This window comes from Streptomyces sp. NBC_00631 (assembly GCF_045206895.1).
In the GTDB taxonomy this organism is placed as follows: Bacteria; Actinomycetota; Actinomycetes; order Streptomycetales; family Streptomycetaceae; genus Streptomyces.
In genome coordinates this window covers 1-20,262 of record NZ_CP107734.1, presented here as the reverse complement: position 1 = coordinate 20,262, position 20,262 = coordinate 1, and the positions used below count along the sequence as shown (strand labels likewise).

Here is a 20,262-nt window from a genome sequence, read left to right as displayed (position 1 = left end):
GCGGCAGGAGGCCGCAGCCACAGCGGCCATGGGCCGCCTTCAAGGGGTGGTGTCCAGCGAACCGCCGGGCAAAAGTTCACCCGGCATATGCAGGCCTTCCACCAGGAGCGCGGCTCGCAGGACCCGTCACCCGACCGGGGCTGGGCCTGCTGGAGCACAGAACCGGCACGTTTTACGCTCCGGCGCACTACCCAGGCAGGTACGCGCCCCGCCACCTGGGTCACTTTGGCCAAGGTCGTCGAACGCGTCGACGACTACCTGGACACGGCCCTGCCCGCCCCCACCGCCGCCCTCAAGGTGTCCTTTCAGGACCACCAGGCCCAGCTCGCCCAGGCCATGAAACAGGAAGCCGCCCGCGCCGACCTCGCCCAGGCCATCTCCACCGCCCGCCAGAAGATCACCCTGCTGCGCCGCGGCTGACCGAAGGTCACCTGCGGGTGGTACACCGCCGCCCGCCCCGAACCATTTCCTCAGCGGCACCGGATCCATCGCCACGGCCAGCACACGCCGGCCGGATCCGGTGCCGTGCCGCTGGCCCGAACCCCCCGGTCCGCCCGTGGTACCGGAGCCTGCCGGCGACCCGGTGGACGCGACCGGTCAGGTCGTCGGCCCGGACGGTTCACCGCGCAGCAGGTCTGGGCGGGTGTCGGCCAGGGCGAAGGCCCGCTGGAGGCCGGCCACGAGGACGTCGTCGATGCGGTAGTGCCGTGCTCGTTCGTCCCGCTGGAGGAGCGGGCCGGCGCCATCCGGGCCGACGCGGCGCTGCGCCGCCTTAACGCTGGTCAGGGTGCCGCCGATCTTCGACGGCGGGATCGGGTTCGTCGGGCGATCGGCGAAGTGGTGCTGCACGTCCTCGTAGGAGGCGGTGCCGCCCAGCTCGGTGATCCGGCGCAGGACCGCCCGGGCCCCGGGCACCAGAGAGGCGATCATGTGGAACAGCAGCTGGTCCGTCCAGCCGTCGACGAGGTCGTTGTCGGCGAGGTCCTGCGGGCCGGGGCGCGGCTCTGCGTCCGGCGCGTCCGGCCAGGCGGCAGGGACGCCCGGGCGCAGCCCGAACGCGGCCTGGACGGCGGCTATCGCCTGCTCGTAGGTGTCCGTCTCGGTGTCGATCGTCAGCCGCACCCGCGCTCCTCCCGTGACCGTTGCCCCATGATCCCCCGTCGACCGCCATCCTCTGTCCACAGAAGAGCCGGCGGACACCTCCGCTCGCGCGGAGCCGACAACCCGAACCGCACCGACGGCCAGGGCGGCTACGGGGCACCTCCGCTCGCGCGGAGCCCATGGCCATCAGATGGTGGGCGGTGATGGCGGCCTGCGGGACACCTCCGCTCGCGCGGAGCCGACCCAGCGGTCCACCATCTGACGGCCGGCGTGGTCGGAACACCTCCGCTCGCGCGGAGCTGACCTGAGCCAGAACAACGAGACGCTGACCTCGACCGGGGCACCTCCGCTCGCGCGGAGCCGACACCCGACTGTGGACAACCCGGGCTCTGACGGGCGGGACACCTCCGCTCGCGCGGAGCCGACGTTGTCCGTTTCTCGAATTGGTCGACGGGTTACGGGACACCTCCGCTCGCGCGGAGCCGACTCGCGACAGACCGTGCGCACGGCTATCGGCAACGGGACACCTCCGCTCGCGCGGAGCCGACGCGTTCACCGAGCCCGCCCCCTGGACCCAGAACGGGACACCTCCGCTCGCGCGGAGCCGACCGTCCACGCGGCGAGCGTGCTGCGGATCAGGTCGGGACACCTCCGCTCGCGCGGAGCCGACTCCTTGCGCAGCCGGTTCCGCTCCCCGATCAGCGGGACACCTCCGCTCGTGCGGAGGTGTCACGATGCAGCGCCGCGCCCTGCAGCACGAGCGCCGGTCCGCTCCGCGCCCGCGGAGGTGTCCCGAACGTGGACGCGTGGGACAAGTCCATGGCGAAGTCCGCTCTGCGCCCGCGGAGGTGTCCCGAACAGGGCCTCCACCTGGATCACCACGGATCCGTCCGCTCCGCGCCCGCGGAGGTGTCCCGGACGCCGGCGAGATAGCGTGCGCCGGCCTCGCGTCCGCTCCGCGCCCGCGGAGGTGTCCTGGAGACGCACGAGCTGCGCCGCTGGCTCGGGCTGTCCGCTCCGCGCCTGCGGAGGTGTCCCGAAGGCGTGGGTGGCAGGCGGCGGCGATTTGAAGTCCGCTCTGCAGAGGTGTCCCGTACGGAGCCGGGTCGAAGCAGGCACTCTAGGCGTCCGCTCCGCGCACCGCGGCGTACGCCTCCCGCTTTGTCTGCCTCCGGGGAATGGCCGGCCGTCTGCCTGTGTTGTGGAGGGTGTGGTTGTGGAGGGGACAGTGTCCCCGGGCCTCACCTATTGCCTATGAGGACGATCGTTCGGCTGATGCCTCATGGAGCCTTTCGCCGCGTAGGCGACCGCCCTTCACAACCACCCGCACGTCGACGGCCCGCCCTGGATCTTTACGGGGTGAGCCGTCTGAGTGCGCTCTAGGTCCAGCGCATGCCGAGTTGGTCGAGTTCGGCGCGGCGCTGTTCGCTGAGTTTGGCGGCGCGGCGGCGGGTGTTGTCGAGGAACGCCCCGAGCTTGTGCTCGACGCCGTTGACGGCTTCCATGTGCTTGCGGGGCACGGACAGGTGGCCTTCGCGGGCGTGGAACTTGCGGGCGGCGGCGAGGTTTGCGGCCCACCGTGCGTCCTGCGTCCGCGACGCCCCCGGCACCGGCTCACCTTCCGCCGGAGGCTCGATCCCGACCGACTCCAGGAGCCACTGCTGTGCGGGCATGAGCTTGTCCCACACAGTCCGCTGCCCTGCGATCCAGGCGCCCAGGTCTTCGCCCTGGACGATGAGTTCACCGGGTCCGGCCGGGAGCGTGCCGCCTGCCTTCCGGTGGGCGAGGGTGAGCCGGTAGGAGCGCTGCCAGCCGATGTCCCATGCCGTCGGGCACCACCCGGGGTCGAGGTCAGCGAGAGTCTCCACACGGGCCTCTGACAGTTCTCCGGCGTAGGGGACGGTTTCCCCGGCCGCGCGCCGTTCGGCGTTCTCCGCCGTCTTCCTGGCCGCTGCACGCTGGTTCTTCAGCCACACCCCGATGGGGAAGCTGTCCCCGCCGAACACGGCTCCGGTGGGCGGGAGAAGGTGGCCGTGGGCGTCGGTGTAGGCGCGGGCGACGGTGAGTCCGGCCTCCCACGCGGACGCCTGCACCGACCACAGCATCCCGAGCGCCTCGAGCTCGGTCACCCGTGCGGCTTCCAGGGTCCCGGCCGCGTAGTACTTTCGTTGATCCGCGATCCACACCCCCAGCGGATGATTTCCGGCCGCGCCCCACTCCTCGGGCGACACCCACGTGTAGGGCACGCGCAGCTCGGTGCTGCCGGTCTCGCGCAGCCACCGGGTGGCCACCTCGATCGCGCGCCGCCAGTACGCGGCTTCGGGGTCGATCACCCGCAGCCTGACAAACTGCGCGAGGGCAGCGGGATCGCGTTCCTCGCTGAACCTGAGCACCCCGGCCGCCGCCGCACCCACCCGCGCGACCTCCTCCAGGACGCCGTCCTCCTGATCCTCGCGGTCGTCGTCCGTGTCCGCTACTGGGCGGGCGTTGCGCACGCGGGGGTCGGCGAGCGCTTCGATGGTGTCCGTGTCGTGGGCTCTCAGCGCTCCGAGGATCTTGGCTAGGCTGCCGTAGGCGCTGGAAGTCAGCAGCTCGTTCGGGTCCTCGTCCGCGCCGAGGAAGACCGGGACGATCAGCGTGGCCAGCTTCCCGACGCCGGGCCGCATGCGCAGGGCGCGCCCGACCATCTGCACGATGTCGACCATTGAGCCGCGGGCGTCGGCGAACAGGATTGCGTCGCAATCGGTGTCGACGCCCTCACCCAGCACCCGCACCGACGACAGCACCCGAAGCTCGGCCCGTACGTCCGTGCCGTCCGGGCCGGGGCCTGCGAGGTAGTCGGAAGCGAACTCCTCCAAGACCAAGTGGCGGTGCGCGGGTGCGTGCTCGCCGTACAGCCATGCCGACCACACCTGCCCGGCGGGCGGGAACGTCTCGGGGTTGTCCTCGGCGAGCCGGGCCGCCGTCGCGGGGACGGCGGCCGCCATGGCTTCCGCCTCGCCGACCCTGCTGTGGAAGGACAGTACCCGCCTGAACCGCTCCTCGACGGCCGCCCGCATGAGGCCCGTCTGCACTGCCGCGAGCCGGGCCCCGCGGACCGCGTCGGAGCCGGTCGCCTCGGTGGTGAGGGCGGCGTAGAGGTCGGGGTCGCGGATGTCCAGGCACAGCACCTGGTACGGCGCCACCAGGCCCATCCGGATCGCCTCACTGAGCTTTAGCTTGTAGGCGACCGGTCCGAACACCTCGGAGTCGTCGTCCATGGACGCGACCAGCCGCGGCCGCTCCCCCTCCGCCTCCCAGATCCGCGCCGTCGCCGTCATGTACAGCCGCCGTACGGCGGGGACTTGGGTCTGGTCGTGCACGGCCGCCCACGGCTTGAGACCGTCACCACTTACGCGATGGGCTTCGTCCACGACCATCAGGTCCCACACCCTCAACCCGGCGGCGTGAGCCCGCTGGAGCGTGCCCATGCCCACCGACGCGTACGTCGCGAACACCGTCACGGTCTCGGGGCCGGCCGTCCACGCGATCAGTTCGTCCGGGTCCGTCGTGCACGGCAGACCCTGACTGTCCGCGCCCCGCAGCGAGCAGACGCCGATCATTGCGCCGTGACGGCCGCCCGCCCGCCACGCGGCCGCCATCTGCAACAGCAGGTCCAGCGTCGGGACCAGGACCAGCACCCGCCGTGCGGACAGGCGGTCGGCGGCTGCCACACCGATCAGCGTCTTGCCGGACCCGGTTGCGGCGATGACCTGGGTACGCAGACCCTCGGGCGGGATCCCTGCACCGGGCTGCTCCGAGAGATGGCGCAGCACCGCACCGACTGCCTCGACTTGATGCGGGCGAAGCGTGACGGCCACGATGGGCGTCCTCCTGGTCTGGTGAGCTCTGGTGACTGGGTGGGCGGCCGTGCGCTGGGACGTGGACGGCCGCCCTGCTATGTGCAGGGTGCGGCGCCGTGCTGGGTGCCCGTGGATGTCGTGAAGCGCCCGCCCTCGGTCCTGCGCGCTCCATGCCGACCGCGCCCGGGGCGCGCCTCGTGCGCCGCACGGACCTGCGCCGCCAGATACAACGACTGACCGCTCCGGCCGGGCTCCCGTGCCACAGCGGCGATGCCCCACCGCGACAGCTGCCTGCGGGCCGAACCAGTCGCCGATTCCCCCGTGAACCCCAGGTAGTCGGCCACCACGGAGACGGTCCACAACTCCTCTGACGCGGGCGCAGAGAGGGCGGGGGGAGGGTCCGTGGTCATCAGCACGCGCCCTTCGGGGAACTGGGGAAAGACGTCTTACAGACACCATAATGCCTCACAGCGAGTTATTATGGCGATGCTTTCGGAAGAGCCGCCGGACTTTCCCCTCCGCCTGTTGCCGTACAGGACGCAAAGCGGCCCCCACAGCGCCACACGGGCGATCAAGGAAGGAAGTCCCGATGGACCGGGACACGAACAACACCGCCGGCCGCGCCGCGATCGACGCTCTGCTCGCCGGAGTCCGGGAGGAAGTCCCGCTGCTGCGCCCGGAACTCCGGCGCCAACTGCGCGAAGACGTCGGCCTGTCGCGGGCTCAGGTGGCCCGCGCGGTCGGCGTGAGCGCGTCGACGCTCAGCGGCTGGGAAGCCGGCCGTGACCCGAGCGGCGAGGCCCGCGAGCGGTACGCGTACTTCCTGGAGCAGGCACAGGCCAAGCTCGACACCCGCACGGCCACTGCCGCCTCCAGCCCGGCCGCGACCACCGGGACCACCACCGACGACGGCGACCAGGACCTCGGCGACGACGGTGACCTGCTCGCCGCGCCCCAGCCCTGTGTGCTGTGTGGGCAGCTGGCCCGCCACCAGGTCGCCGGGTTCCCGCAGCACCTGGACCCCGCCGAGTGCACCACCACGGCTTCGGCCCCGCAGCCGGAACCCGCACCCGCGCCGACGGCCGCTCCGGCTGCCGGCGCACGTGATCGGGGCTGCGCCGCGTCGGCACGGCCTGGCTCGCGCGGGGTGAGGGTCGTTGCGGCCGGCCGCCGGGTACGGCCCGCCGACGCCCCCGACCCGCTGGCCGGGCGGATCTCCTCGGCGGTTGAGGCCGCGCTCGGCGAGTACGGCGGGGACGTCACGGGCGCGACGGCGGCGCTGGTGAAGCGGGCGATCCCGGACGCGATGGCGCTCCTGGACCAGGCGCGCAAGGGCGGCCGGTACGATGTCGTCGCGCACCCGTGGCTGCCGGACGTGTTGCGCAAGCAGAGTGCGCGCGGCGCCGACCAGGTCTGGGAGGCCCGCCCTAAATGGACCCGGCCCGAACTCCCGGCCGGCGTCCACGAGGTGACCGCGCTGGACATCAACGGCGCTTACCTGTCCGCGCTCAAGACGTACCTGCCGCTCGGGCAGCTGGAGCACTCCGAGGGCGACCAGCACGACCGGCGCCGGGCCGGTGTCCACCTGATCACCCCGCCCGACTGGGACCACGACGCCTACCTGCCCAACCCGATCGGCAGCCGGGACGAACCGGGCCCGCTGTGGGTGACCGAGCCGACCCTGCGCCTGCTGCTGCGGGTCTCGGGACCGAAGTACGGCCTGTGCGACCCTCCCGTGATCCACGAGTCGTGGACGTCCGGGGCCACCGAGGGGCTGCTGGAGAAGTTCCGGATCACCCTGAAAGACGCCCGGGACCAGGCGATCGCCGACGGCGACGACGTGACGCTGGAGTACGTCAAGGCCATGTACTCCAAGTTCGTCTCCACCATGGGCGAGTCGAACTACAACCGCGAGCTCTACCGCACCGACTGGATGCACCTCATCCGCAGCCAGGCGTTCGCGAACCTGTGGTGGAAGGCCCACCGCGCCTACGACGAAGGCCTCATGGTCGTCCGCGCCATGGGCACCGACGAACTCCACGTGGCCGGCGACTGGCAAGCTGTCTTCCCCGAAGGGCGCGGCGTGACCGAGGTCAAGGTCAAGGACGTCTACACCGTCGGCGACGCCGGCATCCCGACCCCGGAAGAGGCCTGACATGCCCGAGCGCAACCTCGACTTCGGCAAGTTCGGTGCGCGCGGCATCAAGGGCCATGAAGCCGTCGCCCGCCAGCTCGACGCGCTCGCCGGCTACGTCGCGACCCCGATCACCGCCCGGCGCGGCCTGCTCGCCCGCCTGCACTACCTCACCCGCACCGACCACGCCCGCGCCGCCGCCCGCCAGGCCGGCCTCACCGCAACGCCCCGCACGATCCGGGCCTGGCTCGCCGGCACCCGCTCCCCGTCCCGCGCGAACCTCGCCGCGATCGAGCAGGCCTACCGCGCCGTCCGGCGGGAGAACGTCGCCCGCTACCTGCTCGCCCGCCTCAACCGGGAGGGGCGCGGCACCCGTGTGGAGTTCCACCCGCTCAACCAGTCACAGGTCTCCCGCCCGCACCAGCGGCCTGTGGAGTTCCGGACGCTGAACGTGCGGCACTGGGACCGGATCGTCGCTGCATGGGCCGCCGACGATGACGAAGCGCTGGACACCGCGTGGGTTGACGATGCGGTGGTCGACCTCGGCTCCCAGTGGGGCCAGTACGAGTTCGTCACCAACATCGGATTCGCCGCATGACAGCGTGCTGCGCACCGGTGCCCGACCAGCGAAGTCGCCGACTTGGAAAAGATCTTGGGCCAAGGTGACGGAAACCGTGCTGCTGCTCCGTCATCCCTTACAAGCCAGGGTTTTCCGCCCCGGCCCATCGGACTCGGTGCCTTCTCTGGGACACGGGGGCCGAGCCGGTCGTACCGAGAAGGGGGCCGTCGATGAAGATCGGCGACCACTTCGACGACCCGCAGGAGGACGGAGAGCCCTCAACGTCTCCGTTCACCAGCGAGTCCCCAGACCCGGAAGCCACGCCGGGCCTGAACTCTGGACGAGAGATAGCCACTCGCGCCACAGAGGCGATATCCCCGGAAGCCTGTGCCGACTTCGTTAAATACTGCGAAGAACACACGGCAAGTTTCATCAGGGTCGCTCACCGGATCACTGGCAACCTCTGGGATGCGCAGGATGCGGTCCAGGACATATTCCTTAAGTTCTGGAAAAATTGGCCCGCTCCGGAATTCAGGATTCGCATTTTGAACAACCGGGGCTATGCGTACAGATCCATCGCTAATGCGGCGATCGACACGATCCGAAGCGGAAAGTCCCGGCAAGAACGAGAAGAAGAAGATGCCAGGAAAGTAATCGTCGGGATCGACGAATACTCACGCGTCGAGGACGATGACAGCTTTAACAGGATGCTCGATGTCCTGCGAACCTTGAATCCGACTTGGCGTCTGGTTATCCACCTGCGCTACGCGCAGGAACTCAAGATCGCAGAGGTAGCAGCAGTCCTCCGTATCTCGGAGGCAACTGCACGCCGCTACGAGAAAAGGGCCCTCAAGGCTCTTGAGGAAGCCTACAAGAGGAACTAAGAGAAGGGAGGAAGCCATAGTGAACATCGCAGAAAAGCTCACCTTGGCGCTCAACTCCCGATCTTCCTCAGGCGACCGACCCGACCCCGAGCAATTCCTTGATGAACTCTTCTCAAAGATAGGGATTGCTCGGGGCACGGCAGCCTGCGGTGTAGCAAGGGCAGTTAGCTGCCCGCAGCCAGCCGGGGCCGAGGAAGACAACCAGGAGGCATGGCTCGTTCCCCCGAAACCGGAGGACCTCCTGGAAGAGCTGCGGGGCCTTCTCCCCACAGCTGCATCGGAAGAAGAGCAGGAGAAGGGGAAGGGAGGTGTCCTAAGGAGGATCGCGGAGATCGTTGAGCAGGTCGACGACGAAATAGCAGCATTCGCGTGGTGGCTCCACGCGGCAGACGCTGGCGACGAAGTGGCCGTCGAGATTGTCGATGAACTTGCCCTCGATCCATCTGCTGAACGACCCAGCGTTCTGCAGAGCATCCACCAGCTTCAGAGCTCAATACGCTGAAAATCTCAGCGCGCCAGTCCGACTTGTGGCGCCGCTAAAGCCACAAGTCTCGATAGTGGAAAGATGATAGTGATCAATCAACGCTGCCTAAGGAGACCTAGTTACTCCAATCAGGTAGTGAACCGATTGTTCGGGGGTACGTCGATCCCTGATCCCGGCTACAGGGGGCGTGGCCTTCTAGGGGGAAGGCCCGAACTAGCCAGCAATCACGTTTAGGGATCGACGTAACGCAGAGGGCTCGGACACCACGAGGGGTGGTGTCCGAGCCCTTCATAATTCTTGACTCGATTGAAATATTTTAACCCGTGGCTCCGTCCTCATAATGAGACCGAGGAGGAGCCTCATGAACCATCCGGCAAATGCTTCACCGCGAGAAAAGAGGCAGCTTCGATGACCCTGCTTCTTATCGTCGCTCTCGCACTCGCGGGCGCGGGCGTATATATCGCCTACCGAAATCCGCGACTGGGAGCAGCCATTCTAGTAGGGCTCGGCATCCTTACGGCGCTCTATCTTGTCTGGGAGAAAGACCCGAGCGTCTTTCAGACAAGCGTGCCCCCGGTACCGACCCCGGCCGAGGCACCGCCCGCCGGCCAGCCACAGATTCCGACCCCCATCACATCCTCAACTCCCACACGGGCGACCACTGGTTAGGTGTGCTGCAACATCGCCACCGAGAACTGGTTCTGTCCGCCGAGCCGCACTACCAGCACCCACACACCAGATCCTCCGGTTGTTGTGAAGGGCCTCCAGGCGGCCGAGCAGGGTGCCCGCGTAGACACCCTCGGGCTGGTAGTGGGGTTTGACCGTGCCGTGCATGGCCACCGCCCACTCGGGGAACGTCCAGTCCGCGCCGCCGCCCGCGCGGCCGGCCTCACCGTCACTGACCGGACCGGACCGGACCGGACCGTCCAGGCCTGGCTCGCCGGCACCCGTCGCGCGCAAGCCTCACAGCGATCGAGCAGGCCTACCGCACGGTCCGGCGCGAGAACGTCGCCCGCTACCTGCTCGCCCGCCTCAACCGCGAGGGGCGAGGCACCCGCGTGGAGTTCCACCCGCTCAACCAGTCACAGGTGGACCGCCCGCGCCAGCGTCCCGTGGAGTTCCGGACCCTGAACGTGCGACGGTGGGACCGGATCGTCGCCGCGTGGGTCGCTGGCCGAGCAGGAGCTGGACGACGCGTGGATCGACCAGGTCGTCGACCTCGGTTCCCAGTGGGGCTAGTACGAGTACGTCACCAAGATCGGGTTCGCCGCATGACGGCGCCTTTACAGCGGGCCCATCACCCCACAGGATGGGAACTTCTGTTCTATCGATGGGGTGATGGGAGCCGCACGGAAGCCGGATGGTTGGATGCCGGTACCGGTCGTGAGCCGTCTCGTTGGGCACGACAAGCCGCAGCGGTTCGGGCGGACAGGTCCGGTTCGAGGGGATGGAGGGCCGGCCGTGGGTGATCGCAGTTCGATCGAGTGGACCGAGGCGACGTGGAACCCGACCACAGGATGTGACCGCGTTTCCGAAGGCTGCGACAACTGCTACGCGTTGACGCTTGCGAAACGGCTGAAAGCGATGGGCTCGCCGAAGTACCAGGCTGACGGCGACCCGCGGACGTCCGGGCTCGGTTTCGGGCTGACGGTGCATCCAGACGCGCTGGCGGTGCCGTACGGGTGGAAGAGCCCGCGCACCGTGTTCGTGAACTCGATGAGCGACCTGTTTCACGCCCGGGTGCCGCTCGACTATGTGCGCCGCGTCTTCGACGTGATCGCGGATACCCCGCAGCACACCTACCAGGTCCTGACCAAACGGGCGCGGCGCCTGCGGCAGGTTGCCGACCGGCTGGAGTGGCCGGAGAACCTGTGGATGGGCGTCTCGGTGGAGAGCGCGAAGGAACTGCCGCGCGTGGACGACCTGCGGCAGGTGCCGGCGAAGGTGAAATTCCTGTCGTGTGAGCCGCTGCTGGGTCCCTTGGATGGCCTGGAACTGACCGGCATCGACTGGGTCATCGCGGGAGGCGAATCCGGGCCGGGGCATCGGCCGCTGGACGAAGCATGGGTGACCCAGATCCGTGACACCTGCCAGCGTGCGCAGGTGGCGTTCTTCTTCAAGCAGTGGGGCGGCCGCACACCGAAGGCCGGCGGCCGCGAGCTCGACGGCCGTACCTGGGACCAGATGCCGCTGCCAGTTGCCGTGTGAGCGGTCCGGGCACAGCGATGCCCGGACCGGCCCGTCATGCGGCGGCACTCCTGGGATGGACCGTGATCTCCCGGGTCCTCTTCACACCCGCACCGTCGCTCGGCGTCTTGCCCTGCTTGTGCAGGCGCTGTACAGCTTGGCGCGCCGCCGGCTCGGTCACCTGCCCGTAGAAGTCCCCGAAGATCTCCAACGTGTGGTCCACAAGCTTCACCGGTTGCCGGCTGCGCAGCAGAACCTTCTCCAGGTTGTCCGCGATCTTGGGAATCGCCCCCAGCGCGATCTCCTTCGGGTCCGGGCGCATGGGCCACAGCGCCAGCTTCCCCTCGCTCTCCTCGCGCGCATCCAGCGTCTTCCACCATTCGTCCCGCGCCCGGGCGACCGAATCGCCGAACACCCACAGGCCGTACTGACTGCGCGTGGCGAAGACCAGCCGATAGACAGCGCGTTTGTGCGCATCGTGGGAGACCGGTACCGACTGCACGAACATGCCGGTGCGCTGGGCAAGCAGACGGGAGTACTCGGCCGCCACAGCCTCGATGGCGTCCTCAGCAGCACCCTCTTTCGCGGTGGGGGCAGCGGCTTCGGCGAAGTACTCACGCCACCAGGGGCCGCCACACACGTCGTCAAAGCGCTGCAACGACCTCTCGTTGCCGTTGGGGGAGCGGACGTGACCACCCAGGCGCCACACAGCCATCATGCTGAAGTTCATCAGCAGCTCGGTCGGCGGCTTCTTCTGCGGCCGCTGCCGTGCCAGCACATCCACGAGCCGGCGCTGAGGCAGAACCAGCCCGCACGGGTCCAGGAAGAGGAACAGCGGCGCGCGCGCAGCCCGCTGAACCACGCTGTCGAGAACTGTGTCAACCTCGCCGCGGCTGGCATGGGCCACCACCTTGCTGGCCTGGTAGTGCTCGACAACCTGGTTCAACCGCTCGAACGACTTCTGCTGGGCCTCCGTAAAGAAGCACTCCATGGTGATTCCGTGCCGGGCACGGAAGTAGGAGGCCACCCGCAGGGCGATCTCCGCCGAGGCAGGCTCGCCGTTCTCGTAGCGGCCCTCACCCGCGTACCCGTCCAGATAGACCACACGCTTGTCCTGCGACTGAGACCCCGTCATGCCGCCGAACTGAGGCAAATAGCGCTTCAGTAACTCGTGCTTGAACACGCTCGGCAGAGCCTTGTCTTTCCAGTAATCCCCACCCGTTCCGCTGGACATAGAGCCCCCACTCCACCACGGCTCAACTAACCGTTTTTAATGCATGGTCAGCCACCCACCCGAACCCGACAAGAGGTTCATCACGCCACCCGCCCCCCAGCAGCAGCGGCTACGCCGGAAAAGATCACGCAGCCCCTGCCCCCGGTTCCCGACGTAGCCCGTTCGAGTGAGCGCCTACCTCAGTGCCCGAAGCCGGCGCAGATGGCAACAGCCCATCCCCGCTCCACCTGCGCAGCGGTACCGTGAGAGCACACGCCCGTACCGTGCCTGGAGGCTCTGATGACCGACCAGCCGGCTCCCGCCGACGGAGTCGTCCGGCAGCGGCTGGAGCCCGCGGCCGCCGACGCCGTCCGCGCGTACGCGGCTCAGACCCGCGAACGCGCGGACCAGTTCGCCGCCGTCCTGGAGGACATCGCCGAGAACGGCCTGCCCGCGGTCGAGGACTGCACCCCGTGGGAAGAGCTGCGCGAGGCGCACCTTGCCCGGCTCGCCGCGCAGCGGCCGGCCGTCGCCTGATGCCTCAAGGACACGGACCCCGCCGCGCCCGGATCGCCTTCTCCGACGCCGCCGCCAAGCAGCTGGAGAACATCACCAGCGAGGCGGACATCCACGCCCTGGACCGCGCCCTAGTCGTCATCTCCGTCGACCCCGACGCCGGCCAGCCGCTCCCCGGCGACACCACCGGCCCCCAGCTGCGCCAGTACACCGACGATGTCGAAGCCGTCCGAATCCTGTACTTCGTCACCGCCCTGCGCACCGTGGTCGTCGTCGCCTACATAGAGGTCTGATCCACGCTGCTGCTCGGCGGCGCCACCGAAGTCATCTCCGACGACTGGCCCCCTATACCGGAAACCACACCGGCACTCTCCCACGCGGTCCCGGAGCGAATAGTGTCCGGCATACGGCGATGAAGAACCCCACCGGCACGTCGAGGACCTTCGCCAGGTGCGGTACCAGGTCGGGGCGCGGGCGGGCGGCTCCCGTCTCGTACTGGCCGACCGCCGCCGGGGGCACAAGGTGGTCGGCGACGTCTTTCCCCTGCCGGATGCGGTTCATGCCGCCTGTCGACCCGCCCAGCAGCTTGCCGGATATAGGCAGCTGGCAGCTGGTGTTTTCTTCGGCTGCTTCTCTCAAGGCCACGTGTCCGTGACATCCGCTTGGCGAACTTCACTACTTCCGACTTCGGTGAAGGCCACTCTGTAAAGAGAATGCGACATGTCAAGTTCACCCCATGCGTTAGCAACCAGGTGCGAAGTCTGCCACTCATGCCCGATGGGCCAGCAGAAATAGTTTATGCGCATACCGTAGATCTCTTGAACTGCGTTTCCCTGCACCCATACACAGTGAAGTGATCGGTTGTGTTTAGTGGGGTCTCGAAGTTGCAGAGCCCACGGGGTCTTTTTCCGGTAAGGCGAAGTGGACCAATCTGACGTTACGTATACTTTGGGTGCCAGCAAGAGGAGTGCCCCGTAGTCCCAAGGTGAATCAATGCACGCCATGTCACGGTCTCCTGCTGCACTCCACGGCGTGGACCAGCAGGGATCCCGGATGTAGTTATCTGGGGTACCACAGCGCCAAGCGTTGAGATCGCCGCTTCCGTGGGAGTCTGAAGTACATGTGGCCCCACTAATGCTCTCAGTTACTTTGAAGGGAGGAACTAGTCCTCCCTCCTCATCAAAAAGGCGGATGTAATGAACTTGTGTTGACCGTTGAGGCTTTGTGGCGGAACACGTCACAGCGACTTGCTGAGCTACCACCCCAACGATCGCCACAATGATGACTCCCAGCAGCTTCTTGATGTGGCCAGTCACCCATTGGGAAAGCTGCGACCAGTGCTTTTTATGAGTTGGGGGTTCAGGGGCATTTGGTGTCGGCACGCTAGATCATTACCATCTTCAGCATGAACGGCTGCCGTCACGCAGAAACATCACCTGCCCGGCACGCCGATGCCTGGACCTGCTGCTGAAGCCACTAAGGGCTGTCCCACATTGAGGGGGCGGCGAGCGGCTGGCTCGGCCGGGACGTAAACCGCACGGGCGAGTGGCTATCTGTGGTGCTCAGGCCGGGCCGCCAGGACCGGCGCACTGCGTCGCCCGCTGCTGAAGCGCATTCCTCTCGCGAGCACCACGTTCCTCGGCCCTGGGCAAGCATTGGCGGCCCATCCGTGCAACCGCTCCTTGTTGGCTTGGTCCCGCGGGGCGAGAGCACCGTGATGTTGGCTTGGTCCCGCGGGGCAAGAGCACCGTGATTTGCGCGTACCTCGTCGCCACGGCCTGCCGCGGGGCTATCTCACACTCTGGGGGTCACCGTCACCAGCGTGAGATGAATGCGGTGGCCGCCATGAGGCCGGTATGGGTTCGTTCTTCAGGTTCCATGACTTCTCACGGTCGCAACCGTGAGAGTCGGTGTCGGCAGCCGACGGCTGCCGACACCACATCCTCAGAACCCGAAAGGGCAGGCGTTCACAGCTCGAAGAGGACCGGCTGCGAGCGCATCGGCTCACAAGTGGTCAGGCGATGATGGGGGGGATGTGGAAGCCTGGCCCTGTCCCTGGCCCTGTCCCCGTCCATGGGCTGTTTGTCCCTGTCCATGGCCAGTCGAGGAACGGCGGCGCGATCATGTTTGCTTCGACGCCAGGGGCCGCATTTGGGGCACCTACAGCGGCGGCTTCGGTGCGGTCGATGGGCGGCGCCTGCTGCGGCATATTGAGTGCGGCGGCTGGTCGGCGCCTTGCCTCGGCACGCGTAGTCTGATACATCATGATCATACTCCTTTCGTTTTGCCGTCGTGCCCGATGAAAAATGGGCGTGTGGTCTCTTGTGGTGCTCAGCTCGGGGAGCCGGGCCGCCAGGACCGGCGTCGCCCCGTCACCGACCGCTGAGGCGCAGTTCTCTCGCGATCACCGTGTTCTTCACGCCCCGCGCAAGCCATCGGCGGCCACAGCATGCGCACCCGCTCCCTCGATGCCTCGCCTTGCGGGGTGAGACCACCGGCCTGAGCATGCCGTTTGGCTACGGCTTACCGCGAGGATCTCTTCCGCCGCCGTTGGTGCCGGCAGCCGCCGGGCCGCCGGCACCACGTTCCTCAGAGGCCGAGCCAGCCCAGAACGTCACCGACGGCGCCAGATCCAGGGATTGCGTGCGACAGGTCGTCCACGAGGCCGCCGAAAAACGACCCGAGGCCGTCGGCTTGGACGCCACCGGCAGGGGCAGCGCCTGCGGTGCCGGCTGCGGAGCGGTAGACGGGTGGCGCCTGCACGGGCATGGACAGGCCGGCCGGCCTGCGTTCCGTTTCCTGGTTGAAACGAGTGTCCACCACGTTCATCTCCTTTCTGATCATTCAGGAGCCCGCCAATGGAGGATTGTGCGGGAGGCACCTGCATCCCCGTGAACGATGGGGACTCCGATGCGGCCACCAGCCTCCGCCGGGCCCGTAGTGGAGATGTTCCCTGCAGCGTTCGAGGAGCGTCACGGCCGCGTCACCGCAGCATGCCGGCCAGGTGTTAGGCGGACAGCAAGCCTTGCAGGAGGCTGGTCATCTGCGGCGAGGGGCTCACACGGAGTTCCCGCAAGAGGAAGTCGGAGTAGTGCTGATAGCGCCGTACGGCGCTCGCTACGTTGCCCTCCGCCAGATGGATCTCGATCACGATCCGGTGGGCGGTCTCCCGGAGGGGGTCGATGGCGATGGCCGCAAGCGCAGCCTGGAGGGCAGGAAGGTATTGCTCTGCCGCCAGCAATCGCTGGGCCAAGCCTTCGAGGGCGTAGAGGCGCAGCTGGTTCCAGCGTTCACGGTCCAGATCCAGCCACTCGTCGTTCCAGTCGGGCAGTAGTTCCCGCGTGAGGTCGTCGATGAGCGCTTCGGCGTCGCGGGGCGGGCCCAGGCCATCGACGATCTTCCGTGCGTCTGCGCCGACCGTGTGCAGATCGACGCGGACTAGGGGCGAAAGCCGCAATCGTTGCCCAAGGCAGTCAACGAGGGGGACACAGCCGGTGCGTCTTCCCTGGCATAGAGCTGAGCGCAGATTGGCGGCGGCCCGGTGGCAGGGGTAGTCGGGCCACATCTGCTGTGCCGCGGCACCTCGATGGATGCCGTCGCTCTGCAGCCCCAGGAATGCCAGCAAACGCTGAGCTCCGACAGGCAGACGCACCCTGTGACCAGAGCAGACGAGCTCAAAGTCGCCCAGCAGTTCGAGGGATACTTCGTTCGAAGTTTCGTTCAGCAACACATCCTCACTGTGCAACTGGCATGTGCCACACGCATCCGGGTGTAGCCACCTCTTTCCCGTCAGCCGCAGGTCCGCGGCCGTGTCCTCAAGCCCTCTGAGGCGTTCCGCGATCGTTGTCCGGCCTGCGTCAAGAACACATGAATGATGCGCGGGCAACGATCGCGGAACGCCTCTTGCACCGTCCGGACAACGCACGCCGCACAGGGCTGGCGGATGCTCACGGACAGAACAAGGCAAGCGAGTGGGAGTTGGGATGGAAGCCCGGTCCGTACTTCGAGGTCTGGAAGCCCCTCAGGAGGAGCTCCTTGGCAGCACCGAAGTGTGCGTTGCCATTCTCGACGGGCCAGTGGAGCTGTCCCACCCCTGCTTCGAGGGCGCCGACCTGACGAGAATCGACACACTGGTGACCCAGGCTCCCGGAGCCGGGCCGATGTCTCTGCACGGCACCCTCGTCACCAGTCTGATCTTCGGACAGCCTGGAACGGGCGTGACCGGCATCGCCCCACGCTGCCGGGGACTGCTGTTGCCGGTGTTCCGGGACGGGGACGAGGCCCGGGTCCCCCAACTGGATCTGGCCCGGGCCATCGAGCGCGCCGTCCAGGAGGGCGCCCACATCATCAACGTCAGCGGCGGTGAGCGCGTTCCAGACGGGCAGCCGGACGAACTGCTGGGACGAGCCCTGCGACTATGTGCCGAGCAAGGGGTCCTCGTCGTCGCGGCCGCCGGCAACGACGGATGCGACTGCCTGCAAGTGCCCGCTGCAGTGCCAAGCGTGCTCGCGGTTGGGGCAACCGGATCCGACGGCACACCCCTGCAGATCAGCAACTGGGGGACCGACTACGCCATGCACGGCGTCGTCGCCCCGGGGGAAGCCGTTGAGGGCGCCGCGCCCGGCGGCGGACGGGCAGCTATCACGGGCAGCAGCTTCGCCACACCTCTGGTGGCTGGCGTGGCCGCGCTGCTCGTGGCAGCACAGCTGCGGACCGGGCGCCCCGTCGATCCGAATGCGGCCGGCGACGCCATCCTCACTACCGCCTCGGTCCCCGCGTGCCGGCCCGCCGAAGCGCCCGCCTGCCGCCGCTATCTCGGCGGAAGCCTGAACGCCGCATGCGCATACGGCCTCATCAGCGCAACAGGAGACACAGCCATGACGAACCGCGACGCAGCCACGCCTGACACGAGCCCCGTATTGTCCGGGCCGACCGACACGGCAAGGAAGGTTGACGACGCAGCTGGCGCGGCCGGCGGGTCGGCCACGCTCGGCGAGACCGGCGCCCCCGGTGACGTTGCGACCGCGCACGACGGTGCATCCGGTGGGCAGTCTTGGGCGGCTGCCGCCGAGCCCGTGGCCGCCAGGCTCCCCAGCGAACAGAACGCCGGTGTGCAAGTCGCATGCGGAGAAGAAGGCACCACAGAGGGCACCCCGGCCACTGCCGCGGCCAGCAGGCCTGAGCAGACCGCGCCGATCGCGCAATCGACCGGGACATCCGCTGGGGGGAACTGGTATGGCCAAGGAGGCCGACTCCCAGGGGTAAGTCCCTCATGCGGTTGCGGGGGGAGCTCCGCCTCGGAATGCCAATGCGAAAGCAACGGCAACGGACCGCAGCGGCAGCTGATCTACGCCATCGGAACCCTGGGGTTTGACTATCAAACCGAAGCACGCAGGGACACCTTCACCCAGCAGATGAAGAACCCCGTCATCCGGCAGGGCGACACAGACATCGAATCGCCGGCGAACCCCCACGACGGGCGTCAGCTCGCCGACTATCTTGCGGAGAACCCATGGGCGTCCGACAAGGTCGTCTGGACGTTGAACCTGGACGCCACGCCCGTCTACGCCCTGGAGGCCGAGACACCGGTGGCCATGGACTGGAACGAACCCATCGACGTTGACGTCGACGGCGAAAACGTCACTCGAGAGCTCCGGAATCTGCTGAAGAACCTCGCACACCCACCAGTCTCCGTTATCTACCGGAAATTCCGTGATGTGCTGCGGGGACAGATGCTCAACGACAACGAACACGACTACGTCTCGCGCGTGTCCATCCCTGGCGTGCTCACCGGACGAACCACCCGCCTCTACTCAGGCCAGGTCGTTCCGGTGGTCGAGGTCAAAAGCCGCGGTGTTTACGCCTGGAACGAAGCTCGGCTCGTCGAGTCCATCCTGGAAGCGGTCAATACAGCGGCCAGCAACTCCGAAGAGAGCGCGCTGCCGGACAATGAGGTACGCGATCACGTCAAAGCGTTCCTCAACAAGGTCTACTACCAGTTCCGCAACCTGGGTCAGAGCTCGGCCGACCGCGCTATGAACTTCGCCGGGACCAACGGCTTCCTTTTCGGGTCCACCATCAAGCAAGGCCTGCTGGCCCCAGGAATCACCCACCGGGCCAGGCGGTCCGACGGCACCTTCGAGCAGCCCCGCCTGGGCGCACTGGACACCATCCGCGTCTCTAAGAGCCCGTACTGCCGTCCCGGCTCGGACTGCCAGGACGTCGAGGTGAGCTTCTTCGACCCGGAAAACGACCAACGCGCCAAATACATCTACCAGATGACGATCGACGTCAGCGACGAACTCCCCGTCACCCTGGCACCCGTCCACCAGTTCCTGGACCGGTAGGCACCCATCCGTCCCTAGGAGCACACAATGACCGACAAGAGGCCGCAACCGACCAATGCGCTGCCCATCCAGTCCCGCCCCATCCACCGAGACCAGCGTTCAGAGCCGACGGCCGACTCGTACGGTACTGGTGTCGAAGCCTCCAAGACACGGTGCGCCGACATGACCGGCCCTGCCCGGCAGCTGTGCTACCAGGTCCTGTATGGGGTCTCCACATGACGCGGCCGGCGACGACCGCTCCGGCCGGTCCAGCGAGCAGTTGGGGCACGCCCACCCACAGGCCTGCTGAGAAACCAAATCCCTCACCAAGGCAGGTACCTCGGTCTCAGGCACCGTCGCCTGGCACGCCAAAACCACCCCGAGCTTCCCCGGGCAAGGTTTCCGCGGAAGCGCCCTGACTATGTGATCTCTCAGCGGTCGGCGGGTGGCCCACACCCGGCAAGCGGCCGCAATCCGACCGTAGCGGCTCACTTCAAAGGAGCTAGCCATGCGACTCGACCTGCCAGCCCAGACGAAGGCGGTTGACCGCCGCGATCCGCAGGAATCCCCCCTCCTCCCGGTGAAGAAGAGGGTGATCGACGGCACCGTCACCGTGATCAAGGTGAAGTCAGATCGAGGCTATGGACCCGAACCGGGCGACCCGCCAGCAGCGTTGAACCTGAACTCACGCGGCTGGCACTGCCGGTCCGGCTCCGCCTGCACATGGATGGGACGGATCTGACCCCAAGCCGCAATCGTCCTAAAGAGGAATCATGCATCAGAGCGTCAGGGATGCCTTCATTCCGTTCAACGCGCCACTGGAAGGCCGTGTCCAGTTCATGTACCTGGACATCAAGAGCCTCGTCTCAACCGGCGTCGGCAACCTCCTCGACGCCGACGATCCGCAACACTTCGGGACCAACCCCAACCCGTTGCCGGACATCTTCACACTCGGCTGGCACGACAAGGACACCCTTGCCCCAGCCACGCGCGCCGAGATCCTGCAGGAGTACAAA

16 protein-coding genes and 1 pseudogene are annotated in these 20,262 nt (G+C 67.5%); 12 read left to right on the top strand and 5 right to left on the bottom strand.

What is annotated here, in order from left to right:
- The first annotated feature begins 225 nt into the window (after positions 1-225).
- Positions 226-420, top strand: coding sequence for a hypothetical protein (locus tag OHB00_RS00085; RefSeq protein WP_406429993.1), 195 nt, complete (start codon positions 226-228; stop codon positions 418-420).
- A 177-nt stretch (positions 421-597) separates the two neighbouring features.
- Here OHB00_RS00085 and OHB00_RS00080 read toward each other — a convergent pair whose 3' ends face one another.
- Together OHB00_RS00080 and OHB00_RS00075 are read right to left on the bottom strand one after the other, a co-directional pair.
- Positions 598-1,122, bottom strand: a complete 525-nt coding sequence (locus tag OHB00_RS00080; protein ID WP_406429991.1) for a hypothetical protein — start codon at positions 1,120-1,122, stop codon at positions 598-600.
- Positions 1,123-2,480: 1,358 nt separating this feature from the next.
- On the bottom strand, positions 2,481-4,961 hold the full coding sequence (locus OHB00_RS00075; protein ID WP_406429989.1) for a Helicase associated domain protein: 2,481 nt from the start codon (positions 4,959-4,961) through the stop codon (positions 2,481-2,483).
- 571 nt (positions 4,962-5,532) lie between these two features.
- Here OHB00_RS00075 and OHB00_RS00070 point away from each other — a divergent pair.
- The 6 genes and pseudogenes from OHB00_RS00070 (at position 5,533) to OHB00_RS00045 (ending at position 11,212) form a co-directional block, all read left to right on the top strand.
- Positions 5,533-7,098, top strand: a complete 1,566-nt coding sequence (locus OHB00_RS00070; protein WP_406429987.1) for a helix-turn-helix domain-containing protein — start codon at positions 5,533-5,535, stop codon at positions 7,096-7,098.
- Position 7,099: 1 nt separating this feature from the next.
- Positions 7,100-7,675: a transcriptional regulator gene (locus OHB00_RS00065; RefSeq protein WP_406429985.1), complete on the top strand. Its 576-nt coding sequence runs from the start codon at positions 7,100-7,102 to the stop codon at positions 7,673-7,675.
- Positions 7,676-7,866: 191 nt separating this feature from the next.
- The gene (locus OHB00_RS00060) at positions 7,867-8,520 is read left to right on the top strand and encodes an RNA polymerase sigma factor (RefSeq protein ID WP_406429983.1); all 654 of its coding nucleotides are present in this window, start codon (positions 7,867-7,869) and stop codon (positions 8,518-8,520) included.
- A gap of 19 nt (positions 8,521-8,539) precedes the next feature.
- Entirely contained in the window at positions 8,540-9,022 is a 483-nt protein-coding gene (locus OHB00_RS00055) for a hypothetical protein (protein ID WP_406429981.1), read from the top strand.
- Positions 9,023-9,868: 846 nt separating this feature from the next.
- A pseudogene (locus OHB00_RS00050) lies at positions 9,869-10,243 on the top strand (transcriptional regulator); the annotation flags it as partial.
- A gap of 222 nt (positions 10,244-10,465) precedes the next feature.
- Complete coding sequence (locus OHB00_RS00045) at positions 10,466-11,212, top strand: DUF5131 family protein (protein ID WP_406429979.1); 747 nt, start codon at positions 10,466-10,468, stop codon at positions 11,210-11,212.
- A 34-nt stretch (positions 11,213-11,246) separates the two neighbouring features.
- Here OHB00_RS00045 and tcmP read toward each other — a convergent pair whose 3' ends face one another.
- Entirely contained in the window at positions 11,247-12,425 is a 1,179-nt protein-coding gene (gene tcmP / locus OHB00_RS00040; protein ID WP_406429977.1) for a three-Cys-motif partner protein TcmP, read from the bottom strand.
- 279 nt (positions 12,426-12,704) lie between these two features.
- Here tcmP and OHB00_RS00035 point away from each other — a divergent pair, with 279 nt between their 5' ends.
- Both OHB00_RS00035 and OHB00_RS00030 read left to right on the top strand, forming a co-directional pair.
- Entirely contained in the window at positions 12,705-12,941 is a 237-nt protein-coding gene (locus tag OHB00_RS00035) for a hypothetical protein (RefSeq protein WP_406429975.1), read from the top strand.
- Positions 12,941-13,213 (top strand): hypothetical protein, encoded by a 273-nt coding sequence (locus OHB00_RS00030; RefSeq protein WP_406429973.1) that lies wholly within the window; start codon positions 12,941-12,943, stop codon positions 13,211-13,213. Before OHB00_RS00035 ends, OHB00_RS00030 begins: the two co-directional genes overlap by 1 nt.
- 2,296 nt (positions 13,214-15,509) lie before the next feature.
- Here the strand turns inward: OHB00_RS00030 and OHB00_RS00025 are convergent.
- Entirely contained in the window at positions 15,510-15,749 is a 240-nt protein-coding gene (locus tag OHB00_RS00025) for a hypothetical protein (RefSeq protein ID WP_406429971.1), read from the bottom strand.
- Between the two features lie 178 nt (positions 15,750-15,927).
- Positions 15,928-16,650, bottom strand: coding sequence for a BTAD domain-containing putative transcriptional regulator (locus OHB00_RS00020; RefSeq protein WP_406429969.1), 723 nt, complete (start codon positions 16,648-16,650; stop codon positions 15,928-15,930).
- A 253-nt stretch (positions 16,651-16,903) separates the two neighbouring features.
- Here OHB00_RS00020 and OHB00_RS00015 point away from each other — a divergent pair, with 253 nt between their 5' ends.
- The 3 genes from OHB00_RS00015 to OHB00_RS00005 form a co-directional block, all read left to right on the top strand.
- A complete protein-coding gene (locus tag OHB00_RS00015) occupies positions 16,904-19,267 on the top strand; it encodes a S8 family serine peptidase (protein ID WP_406429967.1) in 2,364 nt (787 codons plus the stop codon).
- 487 nt (positions 19,268-19,754) lie between these two features.
- Positions 19,755-19,988, top strand: a complete 234-nt coding sequence (locus OHB00_RS00010; RefSeq protein WP_406429965.1) for a hypothetical protein — start codon at positions 19,755-19,757, stop codon at positions 19,986-19,988.
- Positions 19,989-20,019: 31 nt separating this feature from the next.
- On the top strand, positions 20,020-20,262 hold a 243-nt coding region (locus OHB00_RS00005; RefSeq protein ID WP_406429963.1), incomplete at its 3' end, for a hypothetical protein.

What these genes read in the sequence shown, in the direction of transcription:
- OHB00_RS00030 (WP_406429973.1), top strand. Translation starts at nt 12,941, where the DNA reads ATGCCTCAAGGACACGGACCCCGCCGCGCCCGGATCGCCTTCTCCGAC.
- OHB00_RS00060 (WP_406429983.1), top strand. Translation starts at nt 7,867, where the DNA reads ATGAAGATCGGCGACCACTTCGACGACCCGCAGGAGGACGGAGAGCCC.
- OHB00_RS00070 (WP_406429987.1), top strand. Translation starts at nt 5,533, where the DNA reads ATGGACCGGGACACGAACAACACCGCCGGCCGCGCCGCGATCGACGCT.
- OHB00_RS00035 (WP_406429975.1), top strand. Translation starts at nt 12,705, where the DNA reads ATGACCGACCAGCCGGCTCCCGCCGACGGAGTCGTCCGGCAGCGGCTG.
- OHB00_RS00065 (WP_406429985.1), top strand. Translation starts at nt 7,100, where the DNA reads ATGCCCGAGCGCAACCTCGACTTCGGCAAGTTCGGTGCGCGCGGCATC.
- OHB00_RS00010 (WP_406429965.1), top strand. Translation starts at nt 19,755, where the DNA reads ATGCGACTCGACCTGCCAGCCCAGACGAAGGCGGTTGACCGCCGCGAT.
- OHB00_RS00015 (WP_406429967.1), top strand. Translation starts at nt 16,904, where the DNA reads ATGGAAGCCCGGTCCGTACTTCGAGGTCTGGAAGCCCCTCAGGAGGAG.
- OHB00_RS00025 (WP_406429971.1), bottom strand. Translation starts at nt 15,749, where the DNA reads ATGAACGTGGTGGACACTCGTTTCAACCAGGAAACGGAACGCAGGCCG.
- tcmP (WP_406429977.1), bottom strand. Translation starts at nt 12,425, where the DNA reads ATGTCCAGCGGAACGGGTGGGGATTACTGGAAAGACAAGGCTCTGCCG.